This window comes from Dickeya sp. Secpp 1600 (genome assembly GCF_003049805.1).
In the GTDB taxonomy this organism is placed as follows: domain Bacteria; phylum Pseudomonadota; class Gammaproteobacteria; order Enterobacterales; family Enterobacteriaceae; genus Dickeya; species Dickeya fangzhongdai.
In genome coordinates, this window is sequence record NZ_CP023484.1 from 1929507 (window position 1) to 1946756 (window position 17250).

A 17250-nucleotide genomic window follows, 5' to 3' on the forward strand; every position below is an offset into this window, starting at 1 on the left:
GTCATGATTATTACAGGGCTTGTTCAAGGAAGGCGGCTTTCCAGTCATCAGGCTGCATTCCTTCCTGATACAGGGTGTCGAACAGTTTCAGGTTGTCTTCGCTCCCGCTCAGCATTTTGGTAAGTTTCCCGAGGCCCGCTAAATCCATTTTCGCCATCGCCACAAAAGGCCGGTTTTCACCTGCGCGTAATGGCGTTTTCAGGACCACCATAGAGCGCTCACCCGGATCGAGGTTTCTGACGATGTCGTACACGCTTTCAGGCACTTTCATCTTTTCCACGTAATCCGCCCGGCTGGCCTTCGGGTTGGCGAGAAAAATCTGCGTGCTGCACTGCTCGATAATCGCCGGGGCAATCGGGTGCTTGACGATTTCGTCAGGCGACTGCGTGGCGGGAACGAAGATGCCGTTCAGCTTGCGGATCACTTTCAGCATATTGAGGGAGAAGCGGGAAAATTCGACATCGGCCAGCCATTTCCAGAACTCGTCCATAAACATCACCAGCCGGCGACCGTCCAGCAGGCTGGTGACGCGATAAAGCAGATAAAACGTGACGGGGCCGCGAATATCGTCATCATCGAGAAATTCCGTACCGTCGATACCCACGTTATCAATGTCGCTGATGTTGAAGGTGTCCTCCTCATTGTCGAATACCCAGCCGAACTCGCCGCCCTGCGCCCACTGTTTAAGGCGAATACGTAGCCCGTTGATGCGGGCGTCGGTGGTTGGCGGCTCCGGCAGGACTTCCAGCAGCCGGGTGATACCGAACTTGCGGTATTCAGGCGGGTAGTCGAGCATAATGGTATCTATGGCGGCACTGATCCGCTCCTCATCGCGCGGATCGAGCGGCTTGCCGTTGCGGCGGCACAGCATACGTACCAGTCGTTTGATAAAGCTGATATTCCGCCGGGTTGGGGCAAGCGAAAACGGGTTAAACCCGGTGGGAGTGCCGGTACGGATACGGAAGTAGCGTCCGCTCATCTGGCGTATTACCATCTCCGCCGCCCGGTCCTTGTCGAAATACACCGTGGTGAACCGCTGGATTGTGGCTGAGGCGGAGAACGTCGCCGGATTGCGGTACTTCTGCATCAGTTGCTGCATCATGGTCATCAGCATCGTTTTGCCTGAGCCGGTTTTACCGATAATCGCTGTGTTACCCGGCGTTTTTTCGTTGAAGTCATTCCGTCCGCTCTGGCTGTCGTGCAGGTTCAGGTAATACCCGCCGCCGCCGGGGGATTTGAGGATGGCGATGGCATCTCCCCAGGGATTGCCGTTTCGTTTGTGAGGATGAAAATTGTGCAGGCTCGCCAGGTCGGCAAAGTTCTGGCTGCTGACGGCCACCAGACGGGGGCGCAGCGTATACACCCCCGGCAGTTGCGCCAGGTACGCGGCGGGCAGCGACAGCGTGGACAGCGTTGTCATGATGCCGAGGTCGGCGAAAGGCTGCGCCAGCGCGTTGGTATCCTTCACCACCTGCTCTGGGCTGTCTGAAGATACCAGCAGGGAGAAGTGGTATTTCCCGCAGGACACATGCCCGGACTGGAGCAGGTCACGCAGGACAATCAGCTCTTCACGCTGCGAAATGGCGTCGTCATCCGCCGAAGTCAGGCGCTTTTCCGCCAGGCGAATATGCTTCTGCGCCTCATCGCGGGCCATGCAGGTGAAGGACTGCGTCAGCACGTACTCGCTTTCGGCATACAGCAGCGCGTCCAGCAGGCCGGTCGCGGTTTCAGGTGAATAATCTTTGATTTCCAGACTGCGGAAAAAGCGGGAGCCGCCGACTGTCTGGCACTCGGCAGTGTCGGTGGTAAAAAAGAGATCCGGCGTGCTTAACGTTTCATAAAACGGCGCACGCGTGACCGCCACCTTTTGCCACTGTCCGGTGAGCAGGCGGTGATAAAAGGACAGCTGGGCGGAATACACCCGCCCGTTGTCTTCATACATCCCCAGCGCCGTCGCCGTATAGCGGGACAGCGCCGAATCCAGCGCCTCCCGGTGTTCCAGCATCACTTTCAGGGCATCATCCAGCGCCGCTTTGCGTTTACCCGATGGCTGCGCCTTCATGGCCTGTTTCTCAAGCGGAGAGAAGGGCACATAGCAGACGGTGAAAAACAGCCGGTGCCGCCAGAACGGCTTTTCGTTGATCGGCTGGTAATACCGCCGGGTCACTTCATCAGAAAAGGGAATACCTGAATTCGCGTCAAAGCCATCGTGGTATTTCTCCCGGATACGGTGAAGATAGAAAGTGACCGGCAGACCTTCATACGCACGAATAACGTTATTGAGATGCGTCGCCATTAACGTCAGGTGGCGTTCGTCCTCGCATTCAAAAACGGTGCCCTCCAGCTCCCAAGTGGCAACCAAATCACCCTGGCGGTTTCTGATGACGTGCGGGTGAATATGGGAGGAATACGGAATGTATTTATCCAGCGTAACGCGCTCGTTTAACTTCATTTTTTCAATAAACTCCGAGACGTCAACAGCGTCATAGCGGTTTGCCAGCATGGCATTGGCACCAAAATGTTTATTGGTGCCAAACCGGCCACGGGTTTTAAAGGCCAGCCAGAGCAGCCCGAAATAGTGAATATCGGTCCTGGCCTTTGCCTTCATCTCCAGCCAGGCGGGAATAAGCAGTAATATCAGGTAATAGCTGACATAGACCGCCAGCAGGACGATGGCCCCGCTGACCATCACGAACGGCACGAGGGGAATGCCGGCTATGGCGGCAGGTCGCGTCAGCGCTTTGTTCAGCGTAGCCATCGTTGCCTCCCTTATGACGCCCAGTAGGCACCGAAACCTGACGCACCGACGATAAGGATGGCGCCAATGATGACGTTGCGCATGTCATGCAGGCTCTTGCCGTCAAATAAGACTTTGTATCCCACCCACATGGTGGCCAGCGTGATGGTGACGGCGGCCAGTCCGAGCAGGCCGGTAGAGGTGTTGCTCAGCGTCTCATTGGCTTTATTAAACCCGCTGTCTGCTGCCAGCACCGGGCTTGCCATTAACAGGCAAGTGAGGACGGGCCAGTCAGTCTGTTTTCGTTTCATCATTGTTCCTCCTGGGGGACGGGGATGGGTAACGCGCCGCGTATCACGGCGTTGGGGTAGCGCAGGGATGTCAGAACTGGCGTGGCGTTATCGGTAAGCTCGCCACGCATGACGGCGGTGGGGTAATGGATTTCCGGCACGAGCTTTTCGGCGGGAGGTCGCTGCCGGTCTTCCCGCGTTGACGGTACGGCGTAGCCGATGCGCTGGATGTAGCTGGTCTGGTTAAACGCGGATTCCGGCTGTTGGCCGGTCGTGAAATTTCCCGAGTAGTAGCAACTGAGCGCACGCTTGAGGGAACCGCCGCGGCGGTAGCAGTCGGTGAGGATGTGCTCAAAGACGGACAGGTTGGTACAGGGGTCAAGAAGGTCACGGGCGCTCACGCCGTAATGACGGAAATTGGTGCTGGTGATTTGCATCAGCCCGACTGAATAACGTCGGCCCTGTGCCGCCAGCCGTCCGGTGAGGCTGACGGCCTCATCCTTACTGGCGGGGAAATGTGAAGTCACGCCTTCGCCACCGGGCAGAATTTCAGCGATGGCATACGGATTCAAACCGGATTCGACCCGCGCTACATCGAGTGCCGTAGACGGGTGAACGCTGGCGGCGCACTGCATCGACAGCGTAAGAAAGGCTGTGGTGGATAGCATGGTGGCCTCTTAACAGTCAGCCCGGCGGGTGTATACCAAGCCCCTGCCGGAGGAAGGTCAAAAGCGGATTAAGCAGAGGCGGTATCCTGCGAAATGCCGCTATCTTCTCTGGGTTCAAGCAGCACCAGCTTGCCGGAGACAGCAATACCGGGTGTCAGCATGATATTCAGGCCAGACTTACCGTTATGAGCAAACGCCACGCCAACCCTGGTCCAATACGTGTTTATTTCGCCCTGTGCATCGGGTTGACTTTCCTGGGTGACAAATACGTGATAAATGGTTTTTCGCATGAGGCCTCCTCTACTAAAAACAACGATGAGTTAAATAAATGTCACATCCCAATTCTGCATTCCGGTTTTAACGGGTCAGCGAGAACATTCAGCGGCACCCTGAATTGTGGTTTCATGACAGCCCGAACCTTATTTTTAAAGAGCAATGCCCGATCCAAGAGAATTAACGTCAATACGGGTAAATATTATGTAATGAGGTTTTCAGGATCAGATATCCGGGGCGGTATATAAACGATAAATTCAAAGTTAAAATGAGAGAGATAAATTAGCGGTAGAAGGGGATAAGCTTTGGGGTAAATAAAAGGAAGTGAAATATATAATAAAGACGACTGTGGATTTATAGTTAATGATAGAGACATGCAGGAGAAATATTCCTGCATGTCTCTGTGACCATTATTAACGTCTTCGGCGTTCAAGTTTTTCCTGACATTCCGTGCAGGTGGTTATGCCCGGAAGTGCCTGCCGTCGCTTTTCAGGAATGGGCTTACCGCATACACGACAATGGAATAATGATGGCGTAGACCCTGGCTTAAAACGACTCTGTTCAATCATATCCTCCAGTCGTTGCTCATTAAATTCCTGATCGCGGTCGATCTCATCCGGCATGTGTGGCCCTCCGGTCTGACGCCTCCTGTTCGCAAAGTGCGATACGCTTCCAGACGATGGTCAGTGATAACCCTTCGACTTTCGGCAGCAGGGTTTGCGTTACCTGCATCATGGCGGTCAGCGCATCAGTCGATTCCAGGTTGACCACCCGGCATTGTTGCCATTGCAGCCAGATGGCCGCATCCGTCTCTTCGTCCGGCTCTGGTGTCCGGCCATAAGGCACACGGACGCCCAGTAGCCGGCGGCGAAGGCAAACTTCGTTGGAGGTGAGGCCAAAATACTTGTTGAGTAGCGCAATTGACCCCCCGAGCCGGATGGCATGATTGATACGTTGCTGCTGCAGAACCTCCTCACGGGATTTAGCCAGAAGGAGGTGTAATGCGTCGTGATGAACCGTCACAGCCAAAAACTGTGCAGACTCCCGACTGAGGATAAACAGCTCGTCTAGTGATAATTGGTTGAGGGCATTCATTTCGTCGAAAGTGAATCCCAGCGATTCACAGTAACGAATGTTGCCCTCCTTCAATGCATGCAGGGCATCGGTTAATACGGCGTAATTCAGTGACGGGATAATCATGGTATTTTCTCCCTTCAGCCTATTGAGCGGCGGACTAACTTAATATTGATCCATTCGTCAATTTCCGATTCGAGCCAGGCGACACTGGCCGGGCCAATCTTGATTGAGCGGGGGAAGGTACCGTCTTTCATATACAGATAGATTTGAGAGCGCTTCAGGCCAGTTTTTTCTTCAACCTGTTTCAGACGTAATAACTGATGAGATGTCACGGTATTCTCCTGTGGCAGATATAGCGCTAGCCGGGAGAACACACGACAACACAAAATAGTGGTGTGGAGAAAGCTGATGAGCCCGTATTACGGAAAATACAATCCTTAATACGGGTTTTCATAGCGAAGGGCATCATCTTACTTTTGTGTTGGTAGAGAAGGGGGCGAGCCGCGCTCAAGCGCAGTCTTGAGCGTGTCGCCACTGAATCGATCGGTAATGCCTTCCTCAGATGCCCATTGTTCAAAAATGGACAATAGTTTATACGGTTGCATGATTAACGGACTGATAGTTTCATTATTTTTGCAGGCAAGCCAGAAGAGGCGTGATAGAGGGGTGGATATCCGAGTTGGAGACGGTTGAAGTATTTCTTTTTCGATCGGTTTGTTGATCAACTTATCAAGTTCACTTTTTCTGAGGACAAAGCAGGCATCACTCGGTAATTCATGCATAGGAAAATAATATTTATGCGAATCTTTCTTTGTAGCGTTTGGTATTATATCTTCGTAATCATCTGATGAAATATCTTTAGGTAGCCTTTTTACGTGTCGTTCGATTCTTTCATGCCATGTCATCTTTTCGAAAAGTTGAAACGATTCCCCCAATAAACAGACGGTAATACCATAATTATTCGACTTTGCTCCTGTTACAGGTGATGGTATTTTTAATGAATGTGCAAGTAAACGCTGTATAAGGACATATTCATAGCCGAGTAATGTTGTGTCAATGACTCTTTGTACAGGGTGGATATATCTTCCTTCAGTACTGAAAGTTAAATTGTTTTCGTTGACAAAGGAACTTTCGGCAGGCATGAATGATTTCATCGTTGACGAATTTTTTATTGGTCTTAGCTTTAATTTATGATTTCGTGATTTAATTTTCCTCAATATTACTGGGGATTGAAAATATATTGAAAACCGAATTTTCCCTTGCAGAGCAAATCGATAAAAATCACTTTTTCTTATTTTACACCCATTCAATGCATTGAGAAGTCTTACCGCCTCCCTTATAGTTATCCAGTCTGGAATTCCATCTCTAATGTTTAGGCAAGTTGGATTGTCTGACATAATACATCTCCTTTCACACAATGATATTGCTGATGAATTTCGCTGTGTTTTTGAAAGATGTTTAACATTCTGATTGATATGAAATAGATCAGAATGACATGGGCTGATTTTATAAAATAAAAAATAACCTATGTTTGGTTGTGACATTTTTCAAAGAGGTAAAATAAAATGGCTCAGTGATTTGGTGTTCACTGAGCCATTTTAAATGCTATGTGTACTATCAGGAGTAATCGGAGGTGGTGCGTCTTTTATTAGAATTTATTTGTAATAACATCCATAAAATACCAACGATTACTACTCCGCCTCCAACCCAAGTAGGGCTTGTAAGACCAGTAACATCCAGTGCTCCCCCCCCCAATAGCGACCCTAATGCAATTCCTCCGTTAAAACCGGCAATATTCAGTCCTGCTGCCACAGCTGGAGCTTCAGGTGCATGTATGTGAGATAGCCCTATCACTCTTGCTTGCATTGAGGGGACCGCTGCGTATGTCAATGCTCCAAGCAACCCAATAAACAGTGCCATTAACATTAAGGATGAGACAGAGAACCACATAGCAAAGAGGACGATCGCCAGACCAATAAGAATTGTCATCACGGCACGATCTGCACCTTGCTTGTCAGTCAGGCGACCACCCCAGACATTCCCGATAGCGGCCATCACGCCGTAGACCAACATAAGCAAACTACTCGTACGCTCGTCTACATGCGTTACCTGAAGTAGAATCGGGGAAATATACGTATACAGGGCAAAAGATCCTGCATAGGCCAAAACTGTAATTCCTGCTCCCGCAAGCAGTAGTGGGTTGAACATGGCTTTTAAACCGTCCATGGCATTTGCTTGCAAGGAGGGATCATTTTGATCCGTGGGCATCAGCATTGCCAATCCAATGAAACCGATCGCTCCACTTGCCGTTACTGCCATGAATATAGACTGCCAACTCAACAGACTACCGATGTAGGTACCAAGTGGTACGCCTAGTGCCAACGCAATTGTAAGACCGCCAAAAACGACCGAAACAGCGGCGCCAGCACGATGTCGCCCAGCCAGTTGGGTTGCCACACTTGAAGCAACAGCAAGAAACACTCCGTGCCCTAAACCGGAAGCAAATCGTGCAATCAACATAGGCGTTAGGGACTCAGACGCACCGACGATACCATTGCCAACTGTAAACAGGCCCATAGCAACAAGTAATAATCTTTTACGAGGCCATCGTGTTGCCAACGCAGTTAATCCCGGAGCACCAATTACGGCACCGAGGGCGTAGGCTGTCACCGCTGTACCTACATGACTGACACTGACGTTTAGATCAGCTGATATCCTGGAAACTAAGCCGATCGTGACAAATTCAGTGAATCCCAAAGCAAAAGCGCAGAGTGCAAAGACATATATAACAAAAGGCATGCGTTCTTTCATAACTCAGGCTCTTCTATTTTCAATAGAAGCCAACAAAGGCAGCATTGCCTCAGCGACTCCTTTTGCGGAAGCGGGATTCTGTCCGGTCACTAATCTCTCGCTGACAATCACCTGTGGCTGAAAATTTGCGGCTGCAAGATGCTCAGCACCTCTTTGCTTCAGCGTGTCTTCAAGTAAGAATGGAACAATGTCGTACAACCCTACAGCACGTTCTTCATCGTTGGTAAAAGCTGACACCTTTTTGCCCGCAACCAGATATTCATTATCGGAAAGCCGAATATTCACCAATCCGGCGGGGCCATGACAAACCGCAGCGACAACGCCACCCTTTTCATAAATTCGTGATGAAACACCCGCCAACTCTATATTGTCAGGGAGATCCCACATCGTCGCATGCCCTCCTGCATAGTAGACGGCGTCATAGACGTCAGGATCAATCTGCGAGGGTTTTAATGTGGTTTTAGTTGCCTCGCGTAAGGAATCATTATTCCAAAAGGAGGCGTTAACCGGATCGCTGAGGTCTAAACCGTCAACATGTGTCTTGCCTCCCTTGGGACTCACGAAATCAATTTCATATCCTTCTTTTGTGAGTACATCGTAGGGGTGAGACACCTCAGAAAGATAGAAACCACTGGGTGCGGCATCTTTACTCTCGGCTTGACCTTTACGGTCATGGCTGGTCAATACAAACAGGATACGTTTAGGCATTTTAACTTCCTCTATATGGGGGGACTTAAAGCAAAATTCTTCTGACTGCATGCGACATAACAGACTTGTCATATTGAGTCTTATTGTGGAACAATCTATTTATCCTTTAAATAGACCTAAACGAACAAACACTTACCCCAAAATGAACAAAATAAACTTGAGAAATGACGACCTTGAAGTGTTTTTACACGTCGTCGACAGAAACAATTTCTCTGCCGCAGCACGAGACCTACAGATACTCCCCAAGATGGTGAGCAAGCAGATAGCCAGGCTGGAAACTGCACTTGGCACTACACTTTTTGAAAGAAACACCCGTAATCTACGTATTACAGACGAGGGCAGAGCTATAGCTGAGAGGGCTCGCGTAGCGTTGGCCGTTCTGGATGAGATGAAGGAACTTTCCCGAGGGGATAGTGAGGAGTTAAGCGGAAATATTCGTTTAACTGCGCCCGCACCGTTTGGCCGAAAATATGTTGCTCCTGCGATCGCTGCATTCTGCCAAGTACATCCGAGGGTGGGCTTTGATTTAAGGTTATCTGACCAAATCCAGGATCTTTACAGTGGTGATTTCGATCTGGCTATTCGTATGGGGGATCTGGCTGATTCTCGCCTTCTGGCCAGAAAAATAGCAAATAATAGACGTATTCTCATCGCATCGTCCGAATATCTGAAGAATCATCCACCCATTGAGCGACCAGAAGATCTTTTAAATCACAACTGCTTAGTATTCGCTTACCCGGGTTTTTTACACAATTCATGGACGTTACGTAAAGCCGGTCATGAAAGAAGCATCAGCGTTACTGGCAACCTTATCAGTGACAACGGAGACGTATTGCATGCCTGGAGTTTGGCGGGGCTTGGCATATCTCTTCGAGAAACTTGGGATATTCATGATGAATTGAGAGCTGGGATACTTTGCCGAGTTCTGCCTGATTGGGAAGCAAACACATCTCAGATCAGTGTTGTCCGGGCGCGGCGAGAACCAATACCCCGTAGGCTAAGTGTATTTATTGATTTCATGACTGAAAAATGGAAACGGGCACCATGGGATGATGATTAATGTTCCGAGAGGTAGTCCGAACCGGTCTAAAAGAAGCTAACCGCTTCGCTGACCAACGGAATTTGTGATAACTCGATTTGAGTTGAGGTTGTCAACGTTAATAGATAAAAATACAATGATTGTTTAGTCAATTTAAAGGTTTAGCGACTATCACTTCCCAGAGTATGTAATAGAAGACAACACGCCAATCCGAATCTCATGGCATGCTTGAAACCTTAATGCCAACCAGTATAACGCACGTTAAATATAGCTATATCAATGGGTTATCTTGATATGTTCTATCCTTGCCCTATAAAATCCTTTAATTGTTAAAATAAGTTAATATGTATAGAAGCATTAACGGAACATGTTTATAACATAATACTGTGCAGGCTTTCGATTTTATGTCGTAATCGGAGAGCTTCAGGCTCTTAAGGATGCGCAGTATGAGCTATCTGGTTCAGTTACGAAGTTTTGTTGAAGTATACAAAGCTGGTTCGATTTCAAAAGCGGCAATGCGGTTGGGCATAAGCCAGCCTGCAATGTCTGCCCACATTCATTCACTTGAGGCTTTTACCGGGTGTGTTCTCTTTACTCGTCGTTCACATGGTGTGGTGGCTACAGTGGATGGGGAGGAATTGGCGAGATTGGTGGCTTCAGATTTAGAAACGATTGAACTGAAGTTGTCGATGCTTAGATCACGTACAAGAAAGTCCTCGGGGACAGTATCTTTCATCGGGCCAGCAGAATTAATGTGGTCAAAATTACCGTACTTGGTGAAAATATTATTCAATGAAGGTATTAAATTTAAAGTTTTGACAGGAAATAGGAAGCGCATATACAGCTGTCTTCTGGACGGAAGTTGTCAACTAGGTTTCACAACTTCTATGCCGGATAAACAAAAATTTGGATATGCTGAAATTGGAATGGAAAAGTTAATAGTTGTGGTAGCGTCACTCATAGCAGACAACTTCAAAGAAAACGAGGACGTGATTGATACGCTGTCGAAGCTTCCTCTAATAGCTTACGATGAACAGTTACCCTTGATAAGGGAAGTTTTCCAGGATTCTTCGCGATTTTTTGCACTGCTTCGTCCGTCTATTACTGTACCGGATTTGCGGATTTTAGAAAGAATGATCCGAGAAAATATTGGTTGGACTGTGATGCCTGAGTATTTATGCGCCCAAAGCATAGCAGGAGGTCAGATCGTTGAAGTGAATGTCCATGAGAGACTCCCTATAAATTCAATCTATTTGGTATGGATTGATAGCTCATTACGTAACCCACTCGTTTCAGGAATAAGAGACAGAATTCTCGAACTATCAAAAAATAGCGGATTTATGGTTTGAGATACATAAAACAGGCAGCCTTATCGGCTGCCGTGTCATTATTTTATCCGTGGAGATCGCTTGGCAAAGTCATCTGCAATGTCATTCAATTTTAGGAATTTCACCCCTGGATGACCAAGCATATGAGTTAAGAGGCGTTCGAGCATCATTAACACGTGCGGGCGTCCAGATACGTCCGGGTGAATCGTAAAAGTAAAGATCGCATATTCATGCTCACGGTAGACCCAATCGAATTGATCTCTCCACAACTGTTCGATGTCCCTGGGATTCATGAAACCTTGGCTGTTGGGTTTTGTTTTCATGAACATGAAAGGAGGAATATCGTCGATTGTCCAACTGGCGGGTAATTCAATAAGGTCCGTCTCTTCTCCGCGTACCAGCGGTTTCATCCATTCGGTCGGTGTCTTTGAATAATCTATCTTGGTCCAGGAATCACCTTTCCTGACATAATAAGGCTGATGATCATGATGCATTAGTGAATGGTCATATTTGATGCCATTTTCTAATAGAAGATCTGTGGTTACAGGAGAAAATTCCCACCATGGAGCGACATACCCAGTAGGTCTCTTCCCTGTTAATTTTGTGACCATGTCAATGCCTTTTAGAAGGACTTCTCTTTCTTGGTCAGGCGACATAGATATTGGGTTTTCATGACTGTAATTATGAACCCCTACCTCATGTCCAGCATTGACAACTGCTTCCATTTGCCGAGGAAAGGTTTCGATGGAATGACCAGGCATAAACCAGGTGGTGGGGATATTAAACTGGTCAAATAGATTCAGAAGACGTGGAGTACCTACTTCGCCAGCGAACATACCGCGAGATATATCGCTTGGAGAATCTTCTCCCCCATAAGAAGATAGCCAGCCTGCAACGGCATCTACACCCACTCCAAAACCACATAGTATTTCTTTCGCCATGAGTTATTACTCCTCATACAGAAAAAATTGAAATAATATTGCGTTAAGAGGGTTTCTTGACTAATTTCAAGAGATCCTCGGTATCTAATTCATTAATTCCTTTTTGAAGTGCCATTAATTTATGCTCAGGGATGTTGTATCCCCAATTAGCCCAAAATGATTGAATGCCATGATCTAATGCATCAATAACATTTTGGATATTGTCATCAATAAATAGAATATCCTCGTTTTTATCGAAGGCTATTGATTTTAGCAAGGTAAGAGTCTTGTTTTTGTCAGTCATCCTCCCATATATTTTATTCGCGGGTATGTTTAAACCATATTTACTTAGAATGTATAATATAGACTCTTCATCCTTTCCTGATACAATATAGATATCATTAGCTGTTTCAAATAAATTTGAAACATCCAATAGCGGACGGTGTAGTTCAGCCCAAAAATCAGGGTAGAGACTTCTTGCCAGCTTCCTATAATGGATGAACTTATCCCTGAATATTTTCTTATCTTCAGTTGGAATTGATTCATATATAGCAGTGAATCTGTCATTATCTATAGCTTCATTACCAAATTCAGTGAATGAGGCAATAAAGTGACCGTCATGGCGTACAAAATTCCTTAATTTCCTGAATCGTTTAGCCATCAGGCGTGGGATGTTTTGAAGTACATCTTGGTTAAAATCACTGAGAGGTCTGTCATGTAATACATTCCATGTAATTAGCATGCATTCGTCTACTCCATCAACCACGACCCCGTCGAAATCCATTGCTATTAACATCGAATTATACCACCAGCGGTTCTTTAAGAGTTTCGCCGCGCTTCCATCTATCTATTGCATCGAATGTCTGACGCATAAATTTTCCACATTCAGCATAATAGGAGCAAGTTATGATATTCCCGTCGACAACTACATCTGCTTCAATTACATTGGCGCCGGAATTAACCATATCGTCTTTCAGACCAACATAAGCGCAGGTGAGTTTGTCTCTTAGAATACCGGCAGAAATCATAATCCAGGGACCATGGCAGAGCCCAGCCACAACTTTCCCCTGTATTACCATCTGCTTTAGAAAATCTTTAACTCTCTGATCTTGGCGAACTCTATCAGGCGCTTCATGACCGCCAGTGAGAATAACAGCATCAAAATCAGTGGCGTTGAGTTGATCAAAATTAATATTGTCTTTGGATCTTTTATCCATAGGAACAGTGATGCCATATTTCCCTGTCACTGCACTTCCATCCTTTGTTGCAATAGATATATCGTATCCTTCCTCTTTAGAACGATAGTAAGTATAAACTACATCGTGATCCTGAAAACCTGGACCAGTGATTATCACTACTCGTGTCGGATTAGACATGTTATTTTCCTTCTTATTGCGTTACGGGACGTTAATTAAAAATACATTCTGACCACAGTACATTTCTGAGATGGCATCTTTAGCTCGTAGGATATGAATCTTTCCCATTAGATGGCTTTTTACATCTAATGAAATAAAAATAAAATCATCCTCGTCATTCAACATTTTTCTATCAAGATTTTTGACGGAAAAGTATGCTAATTTGTGTAGGTCATGTTCTCTGATCAATGTGCCTGCAGCTATCTGTTGCAAAGGAGGTAAAAGATCATGTTCCTGTGATTTCTTTTCATATGCCATATTTTGCCGGCCATAATTATCTTTAAGTCTGAGTAAGTCGAATTTGTTTCTTGGATTTTCAACTTCGATTAATTCGATGCCTGATTTTCCCGAAATAGTCTGATGGAATACACCTTTTGCAATATATATGCTGTCCCCAGATTTTAACGCCTGATGTGTACCATCAAGAAATCTGGTCTCGCCATCACCATGTAGGCATATAAGGACGGTGTCTTTGAGTATATGACAATGCATTGACGTGGATTGATTCTTTGATATATGAAGGCGCCATACATCAAAAATAGAATCACAATAAACTCTATACTCATATCCCCATGGTTTTTCTATGAATCCATTGAGATGTAAGTCTTTCTCAAATGACTCACCATTATTTGAAGTTGAAAGTAGGATTTTGTTTATTTCAAGCAAGTCATATACATTTGGAGTCCGGTTGTGGATTTCCATATGGTCGCTCCCCCGCTAATTGAATTGCTGAATGTTGATTTCACTTCGGTCAATCGTTCTGTGATTTCAGTCTATAACGGTTATTTAGTACGAGAGAAATAACTTTTATGATGATTGCCTATATTGTTTCTTTTGATCAGTCCTTCATACTCAATAATTACTGAAAACTATGCTTCTATACTTGGGTACTGTTAAAGATGCATAGATTCTATGCCGTCAGGAGGTCATAGCTCACAAGCGATTAAGATGCTTAGCAAGATGCCGAACTCGTACGTCAGCACGATACATCGCATAATGTAGATATCGCAGCGTTTACGTCCCTGTTTGTAGCTCTATCTTAAGAAGTTGCCCCCATAGTGGTAGACAACACCTCAATCTTAAAGTAATCTACCATCTAGTAGGTTGATTGCGTTTGGCACCAACCTTATCTTTGAGATCACTCGACACTTCAGGAGTTGTCATGACTAATTCAAAAAAACCTTTTGCTGACGCTAATGTTATTCGCGGTACACGAGAAGCTATTCGCCAGCAGCCAGAGCTGGGCAATCTCACCTTTAACATGAAGAGTAAATCCAACGGTGGGGTATCCGTCCGTGTGGAAACTCATGCGACTATCCAGAACGGCCAGGTTGATACCAGTCGCTCCGGAAAATTTGCTAATGTTGGCGATGAACCTGCTGATTTATCGGGTACTGATAGCGGTATGGGCCCAGCTGAGTACATTTTGCAGGCACTTGCCGGCTGTTATACCGCGACTCTGACTGTGATGGCGGCAGAAAAGGGCATTGAGCTTGATGGTATTGAACTTGACCTGAACTTCGACATTAATCTGAACGGTTTCCTGGGTCTTGACGAAAAAGTTCGCAACGGGGCGAAAGCGATCCGTGTTGGCGTTAAGCTCTCCAGTCCGACCGCCAGCCGTGAACAGCTTGAAGAAATGGTTCGTGCACTGCCAGAAAGCTCGCCGATCCACGATACGTTGGCGAACCCGGTCAGTATTGATACCCGGTTGGTGTAGGTAAACCTCAGAGAGGGAAATGCCTGAACACTGTCATTTCCCTACTGCCTGATGGCTATTAACCCCGACCAAAACGCGTTATCAGAGAAGGTTAAATCGCTGTTGTGAACTGATGTCCCCTTGCAGGGAACAACAGGCGCAGATAATATCTACCAACTAGTAGATTATAATTGTGAGGATTATATGTCAGTCATGACACGAGAAAGGCTTCTGAATGAAGCGGACCATCTGATGCGCGAACGGGGTTACTCTGCATTCAGCTATGCTGATTTGTCAAAGAGCATTGGTATCACCAAGGCCAGTATTCATCACCACTTCCCAACAAAAGACGTTTTGGGCGAACAAGTGGTGATTCAGGCCCATACCGATACCAAAAACCGATTTGAACAGATTGAAGCGACGGAGAATACGGTTGCGCAGATGCTTACCGCCTATGTAGAGCTTTTCATCGAAAGCTATCGCACGTCGCGTATGCCGCTATGCTGTGCTTTGTCTTCGGAAATGGCCAATCTGCCACCGAATATCAGAGTACAGGCGACCGAATATTTCGATATGCAGATTGCCTGGTTGACCAAGATTGTCAGCCGTGGCGTTGATGCAGGGGAGCTGACTGCTGACCTGCTGCCATCAAAAATGGCTCTGCTTATTTTGAATTTATGCGAGGGCGCAAGCGTTGTTTCCCGGGCGATTAATAAGCCTGAGCTTTTCAACGATACGCTTGAACAGATCCTAATGATTGTTAAAAGAAAATAATTCTGGAGATGACCCCATGTTAGATTGGAATGAATACCGCTCAGAAGTGATGCAACGTGTTGGTGATCTGGGTAAGTTGACCCCGGAAACACTAAAAGGCGTCATGGCTTTGGGCAACGCCGGCAATAAGACCAACCTCCTGGGCGCGAAAGTGCGTGAACTGATTGCACTGGCTTGTGCGGTGACGACTCGCTGTGATGGTTGCATCGCCGTCCATGCCGAAGCTGCCGTTAAAGCTGGCGCCACAGAAGAAGAAATTGCTGAAGCCCTGGGTGTGGCAATCAACCTGAATGCAGGCGCTGCCGTTGTCTATTCCGCACGTACGCTGGATGCGATTAAGCAACTGAAAGCGCAATAGTTATCGCGTTGAAAATATAAAAGGGCATGACTGCCCTTTTTTCACTTCTGACAGACATTGTCATCATGCTCTCTGGCATTAGGTCTGATATGACTTACATTGCCACTTATCAGAACGAAAACAGACTTTATTCCTCGTTAAACACATTTCTTACCCATTCGGCCAAAGCCTGAACGCCTGGTCGGTTAAGGTTTTCTCGTGGCATAATGAGGTCATATCCTCGCCCGGCGGGTATTTCTATTTCAAAAGGGGCAATCAGTCGGCCCTCATCGAGGTAATGTCGAATGAGTCGTTTTCTGCCCATGATGATACCGCCGCCATTGAGTGCCGCTTCAATCGACATCTGACAATTGTTGAAGCTCAAAAAATTATCTTCAACAGGCAGGTTTTTGCCAGACTCCCTGCACCATTCTCGCCATTCGGAAAAAACATTCTGGGAGTCAACGGATTCAGACGTATGAATGAATGGGACTTCAGCTAACCAATGGTTTGCTTGCCTGATTTTTTTTGCAAGAGATGGAATACAGACGGGAACCAGCGTCTCTTCAGATAACCGTTCGCAGTAGAGATCGGGGTATTTCAGATTACTGTAGTAGATAGCGACATCTACCCGTTCAAGATTAAAATCTACCAGACCGGCTCTCACTCTGAAATTGATATTCAGCCCCGGCCACCGTTCGGTAAATACCGGTAAGCGCGGCATCAGCCAGAGAAAAGCGAAGGTAGGTGGAAGGCCGACAGACAAGGTTCCTCTCAGCCCCTGCACGCGAATATCTTCTATTTCATCACTGATGCGTTTAAGTGAAAACGCGAGTACGCCAAGTAAACGCTCCCCTTCATCGGTCAACTGAAGCTTTCTGGTCATTCTGATAAATAGTCTGAATCCGAGCATGGATTCAAGAGAACGAATGCGTTGGCTAACGGCCCCTTGCGTCAGATTGAGGGTAGTCGCCGCCTTAGTAAAGCTCATATGCAGTGCTGCCGTTTCAAACGTATGCAATAGTGCCAGTATGTTCTGTTGAGCGAGCATTCATCATTTTCCTTCTTAATTTTTCTTATGCATTATTTACAGTAATGCATACCTCGGAATTGATCGTTTGTCCACTAAGCCCCTTGTCCTCTTTAATTGGCCCAACAGACGTCCTGACAACAA

General features: G+C 46.7%; 20 protein-coding genes. 5 read left to right on the forward strand and 15 right to left on the reverse strand.

Annotation, left to right across the window (positions count from 1 at the left end; translation table 11 throughout):
• Positions 1-10 precede the first annotated feature (10 nt).
• From CPA59_RS08655 to CPA59_RS08700, 10 genes are all read right to left on the reverse strand, one after another.
• Positions 11-2758: a VirB3 family type IV secretion system protein gene (locus CPA59_RS08655; protein WP_107759111.1), complete on the reverse strand. Its 2748-nt coding sequence runs from the start codon at positions 2756-2758 to the stop codon at positions 11-13.
• An 11-nt stretch (positions 2759-2769) separates the two neighbouring features.
• A complete protein-coding gene (locus CPA59_RS08660) occupies positions 2770-3048 on the reverse strand; it encodes a TrbC/VirB2 family protein (RefSeq protein ID WP_047611357.1) in 279 nt (92 codons plus the stop codon).
• Positions 3048-3695, reverse strand: a complete 648-nt coding sequence (locus CPA59_RS08665) for a lytic transglycosylase domain-containing protein (RefSeq protein ID WP_107759112.1) — start codon at positions 3693-3695, stop codon at positions 3048-3050. Before CPA59_RS08665 ends, CPA59_RS08660 begins: the two co-directional genes overlap by 1 nt.
• Positions 3696-3763: 68 nt before the next feature.
• Positions 3764-3985 carry a hypothetical protein gene (locus tag CPA59_RS08670; protein ID WP_107759113.1) on the reverse strand — a complete coding sequence of 74 codons (222 nt, stop codon included), beginning with the start codon at positions 3983-3985 and terminating at the stop codon, positions 3764-3766.
• A 396-nt stretch (positions 3986-4381) separates the two neighbouring features.
• Positions 4382-4591: a TraR/DksA family transcriptional regulator gene (locus tag CPA59_RS08675; RefSeq protein WP_009635174.1), complete on the reverse strand. Its 210-nt coding sequence runs from the start codon at positions 4589-4591 to the stop codon at positions 4382-4384.
• Positions 4581-5168, reverse strand: coding sequence for a DUF2857 domain-containing protein (locus CPA59_RS08680; RefSeq protein WP_029669918.1), 588 nt, complete (start codon positions 5166-5168; stop codon positions 4581-4583). Before CPA59_RS08680 ends, CPA59_RS08675 begins: the two co-directional genes overlap by 11 nt.
• Positions 5169-5182: 14 nt before the next feature.
• Positions 5183-5377: an AlpA family transcriptional regulator gene (locus CPA59_RS08685; RefSeq protein WP_009635172.1), complete on the reverse strand. Its 195-nt coding sequence runs from the start codon at positions 5375-5377 to the stop codon at positions 5183-5185.
• Positions 5378-5515: 138 nt separating this feature from the next.
• Complete coding sequence (locus CPA59_RS08690; protein WP_071991933.1) at positions 5516-6442, reverse strand: hypothetical protein; 927 nt, start codon at positions 6440-6442, stop codon at positions 5516-5518.
• 220 nt (positions 6443-6662) lie between these two features.
• Positions 6663-7856, reverse strand: coding sequence for an MFS transporter (locus CPA59_RS08695; RefSeq protein ID WP_103072771.1), 1194 nt, complete (start codon positions 7854-7856; stop codon positions 6663-6665).
• A 3-nt stretch (positions 7857-7859) separates the two neighbouring features.
• The gene (locus tag CPA59_RS08700; protein ID WP_024359930.1) at positions 7860-8564 is read right to left on the reverse strand and encodes a type 1 glutamine amidotransferase domain-containing protein; all 705 of its coding nucleotides are present in this window, start codon (positions 8562-8564) and stop codon (positions 7860-7862) included.
• Positions 8565-8706: 142 nt separating this feature from the next.
• Between CPA59_RS08700 and CPA59_RS08705 the strand changes: the two genes are divergently transcribed.
• Both CPA59_RS08705 and CPA59_RS08710 read left to right on the forward strand, forming a co-directional pair.
• Complete coding sequence (locus CPA59_RS08705) at positions 8707-9624, forward strand: LysR family transcriptional regulator (RefSeq protein ID WP_107759114.1); 918 nt, start codon at positions 8707-8709, stop codon at positions 9622-9624.
• 425 nt (positions 9625-10049) lie between these two features.
• Positions 10050-10952: a LysR family transcriptional regulator gene (locus CPA59_RS08710; protein WP_015689822.1), complete on the forward strand. Its 903-nt coding sequence runs from the start codon at positions 10050-10052 to the stop codon at positions 10950-10952.
• 38 nt (positions 10953-10990) lie between these two features.
• On the opposite strand, the gene CPA59_RS08715 is transcribed toward CPA59_RS08710, so the two are convergent.
• The 4 genes from CPA59_RS08715 to CPA59_RS08730 are packed head-to-tail and all read right to left on the reverse strand — an operon-like array spanning position 10991 to position 13968.
• Positions 10991-11872 carry a polysaccharide deacetylase gene (locus CPA59_RS08715; protein WP_015689823.1) on the reverse strand — a complete coding sequence of 294 codons (882 nt, stop codon included), beginning with the start codon at positions 11870-11872 and terminating at the stop codon, positions 10991-10993.
• 43 nt (positions 11873-11915) lie between these two features.
• Positions 11916-12593 (reverse strand): HAD family hydrolase, encoded by a 678-nt coding sequence (locus tag CPA59_RS08720; RefSeq protein WP_224328057.1) that lies wholly within the window; start codon positions 12591-12593, stop codon positions 11916-11918.
• A gap of 58 nt (positions 12594-12651) precedes the next feature.
• Complete coding sequence (locus CPA59_RS08725) at positions 12652-13227, reverse strand: DJ-1/PfpI family protein (RefSeq protein WP_024359927.1); 576 nt, start codon at positions 13225-13227, stop codon at positions 12652-12654.
• Positions 13228-13248: 21 nt separating this feature from the next.
• Positions 13249-13968, reverse strand: a complete 720-nt coding sequence (locus CPA59_RS08730; RefSeq protein ID WP_024359926.1) for a cupin domain-containing protein — start codon at positions 13966-13968, stop codon at positions 13249-13251.
• A 460-nt stretch (positions 13969-14428) separates the two neighbouring features.
• On the opposite strand from CPA59_RS08730, the gene CPA59_RS08735 reads away from it, so the two are divergent.
• From CPA59_RS08735 to CPA59_RS08745, 3 genes are all read left to right on the forward strand, one after another.
• Positions 14429-14986 carry an OsmC family protein gene (locus CPA59_RS08735; RefSeq protein ID WP_032693557.1) on the forward strand — a complete coding sequence of 186 codons (558 nt, stop codon included), beginning with the start codon at positions 14429-14431 and terminating at the stop codon, positions 14984-14986.
• A gap of 183 nt (positions 14987-15169) precedes the next feature.
• Positions 15170-15739, forward strand: a complete 570-nt coding sequence (locus tag CPA59_RS08740) for a TetR/AcrR family transcriptional regulator (protein WP_024359925.1) — start codon at positions 15170-15172, stop codon at positions 15737-15739.
• A gap of 16 nt (positions 15740-15755) precedes the next feature.
• Complete coding sequence (locus CPA59_RS08745; RefSeq protein WP_032693558.1) at positions 15756-16097, forward strand: carboxymuconolactone decarboxylase family protein; 342 nt, start codon at positions 15756-15758, stop codon at positions 16095-16097.
• 127 nt (positions 16098-16224) lie between these two features.
• On the opposite strand, the gene CPA59_RS08750 is transcribed toward CPA59_RS08745, so the two are convergent.
• Positions 16225-17127, reverse strand: a complete 903-nt coding sequence (locus CPA59_RS08750) for a LysR substrate-binding domain-containing protein (protein WP_032693559.1) — start codon at positions 17125-17127, stop codon at positions 16225-16227.
• Between the last annotated feature and the right edge of the window lie 123 nt (positions 17128-17250).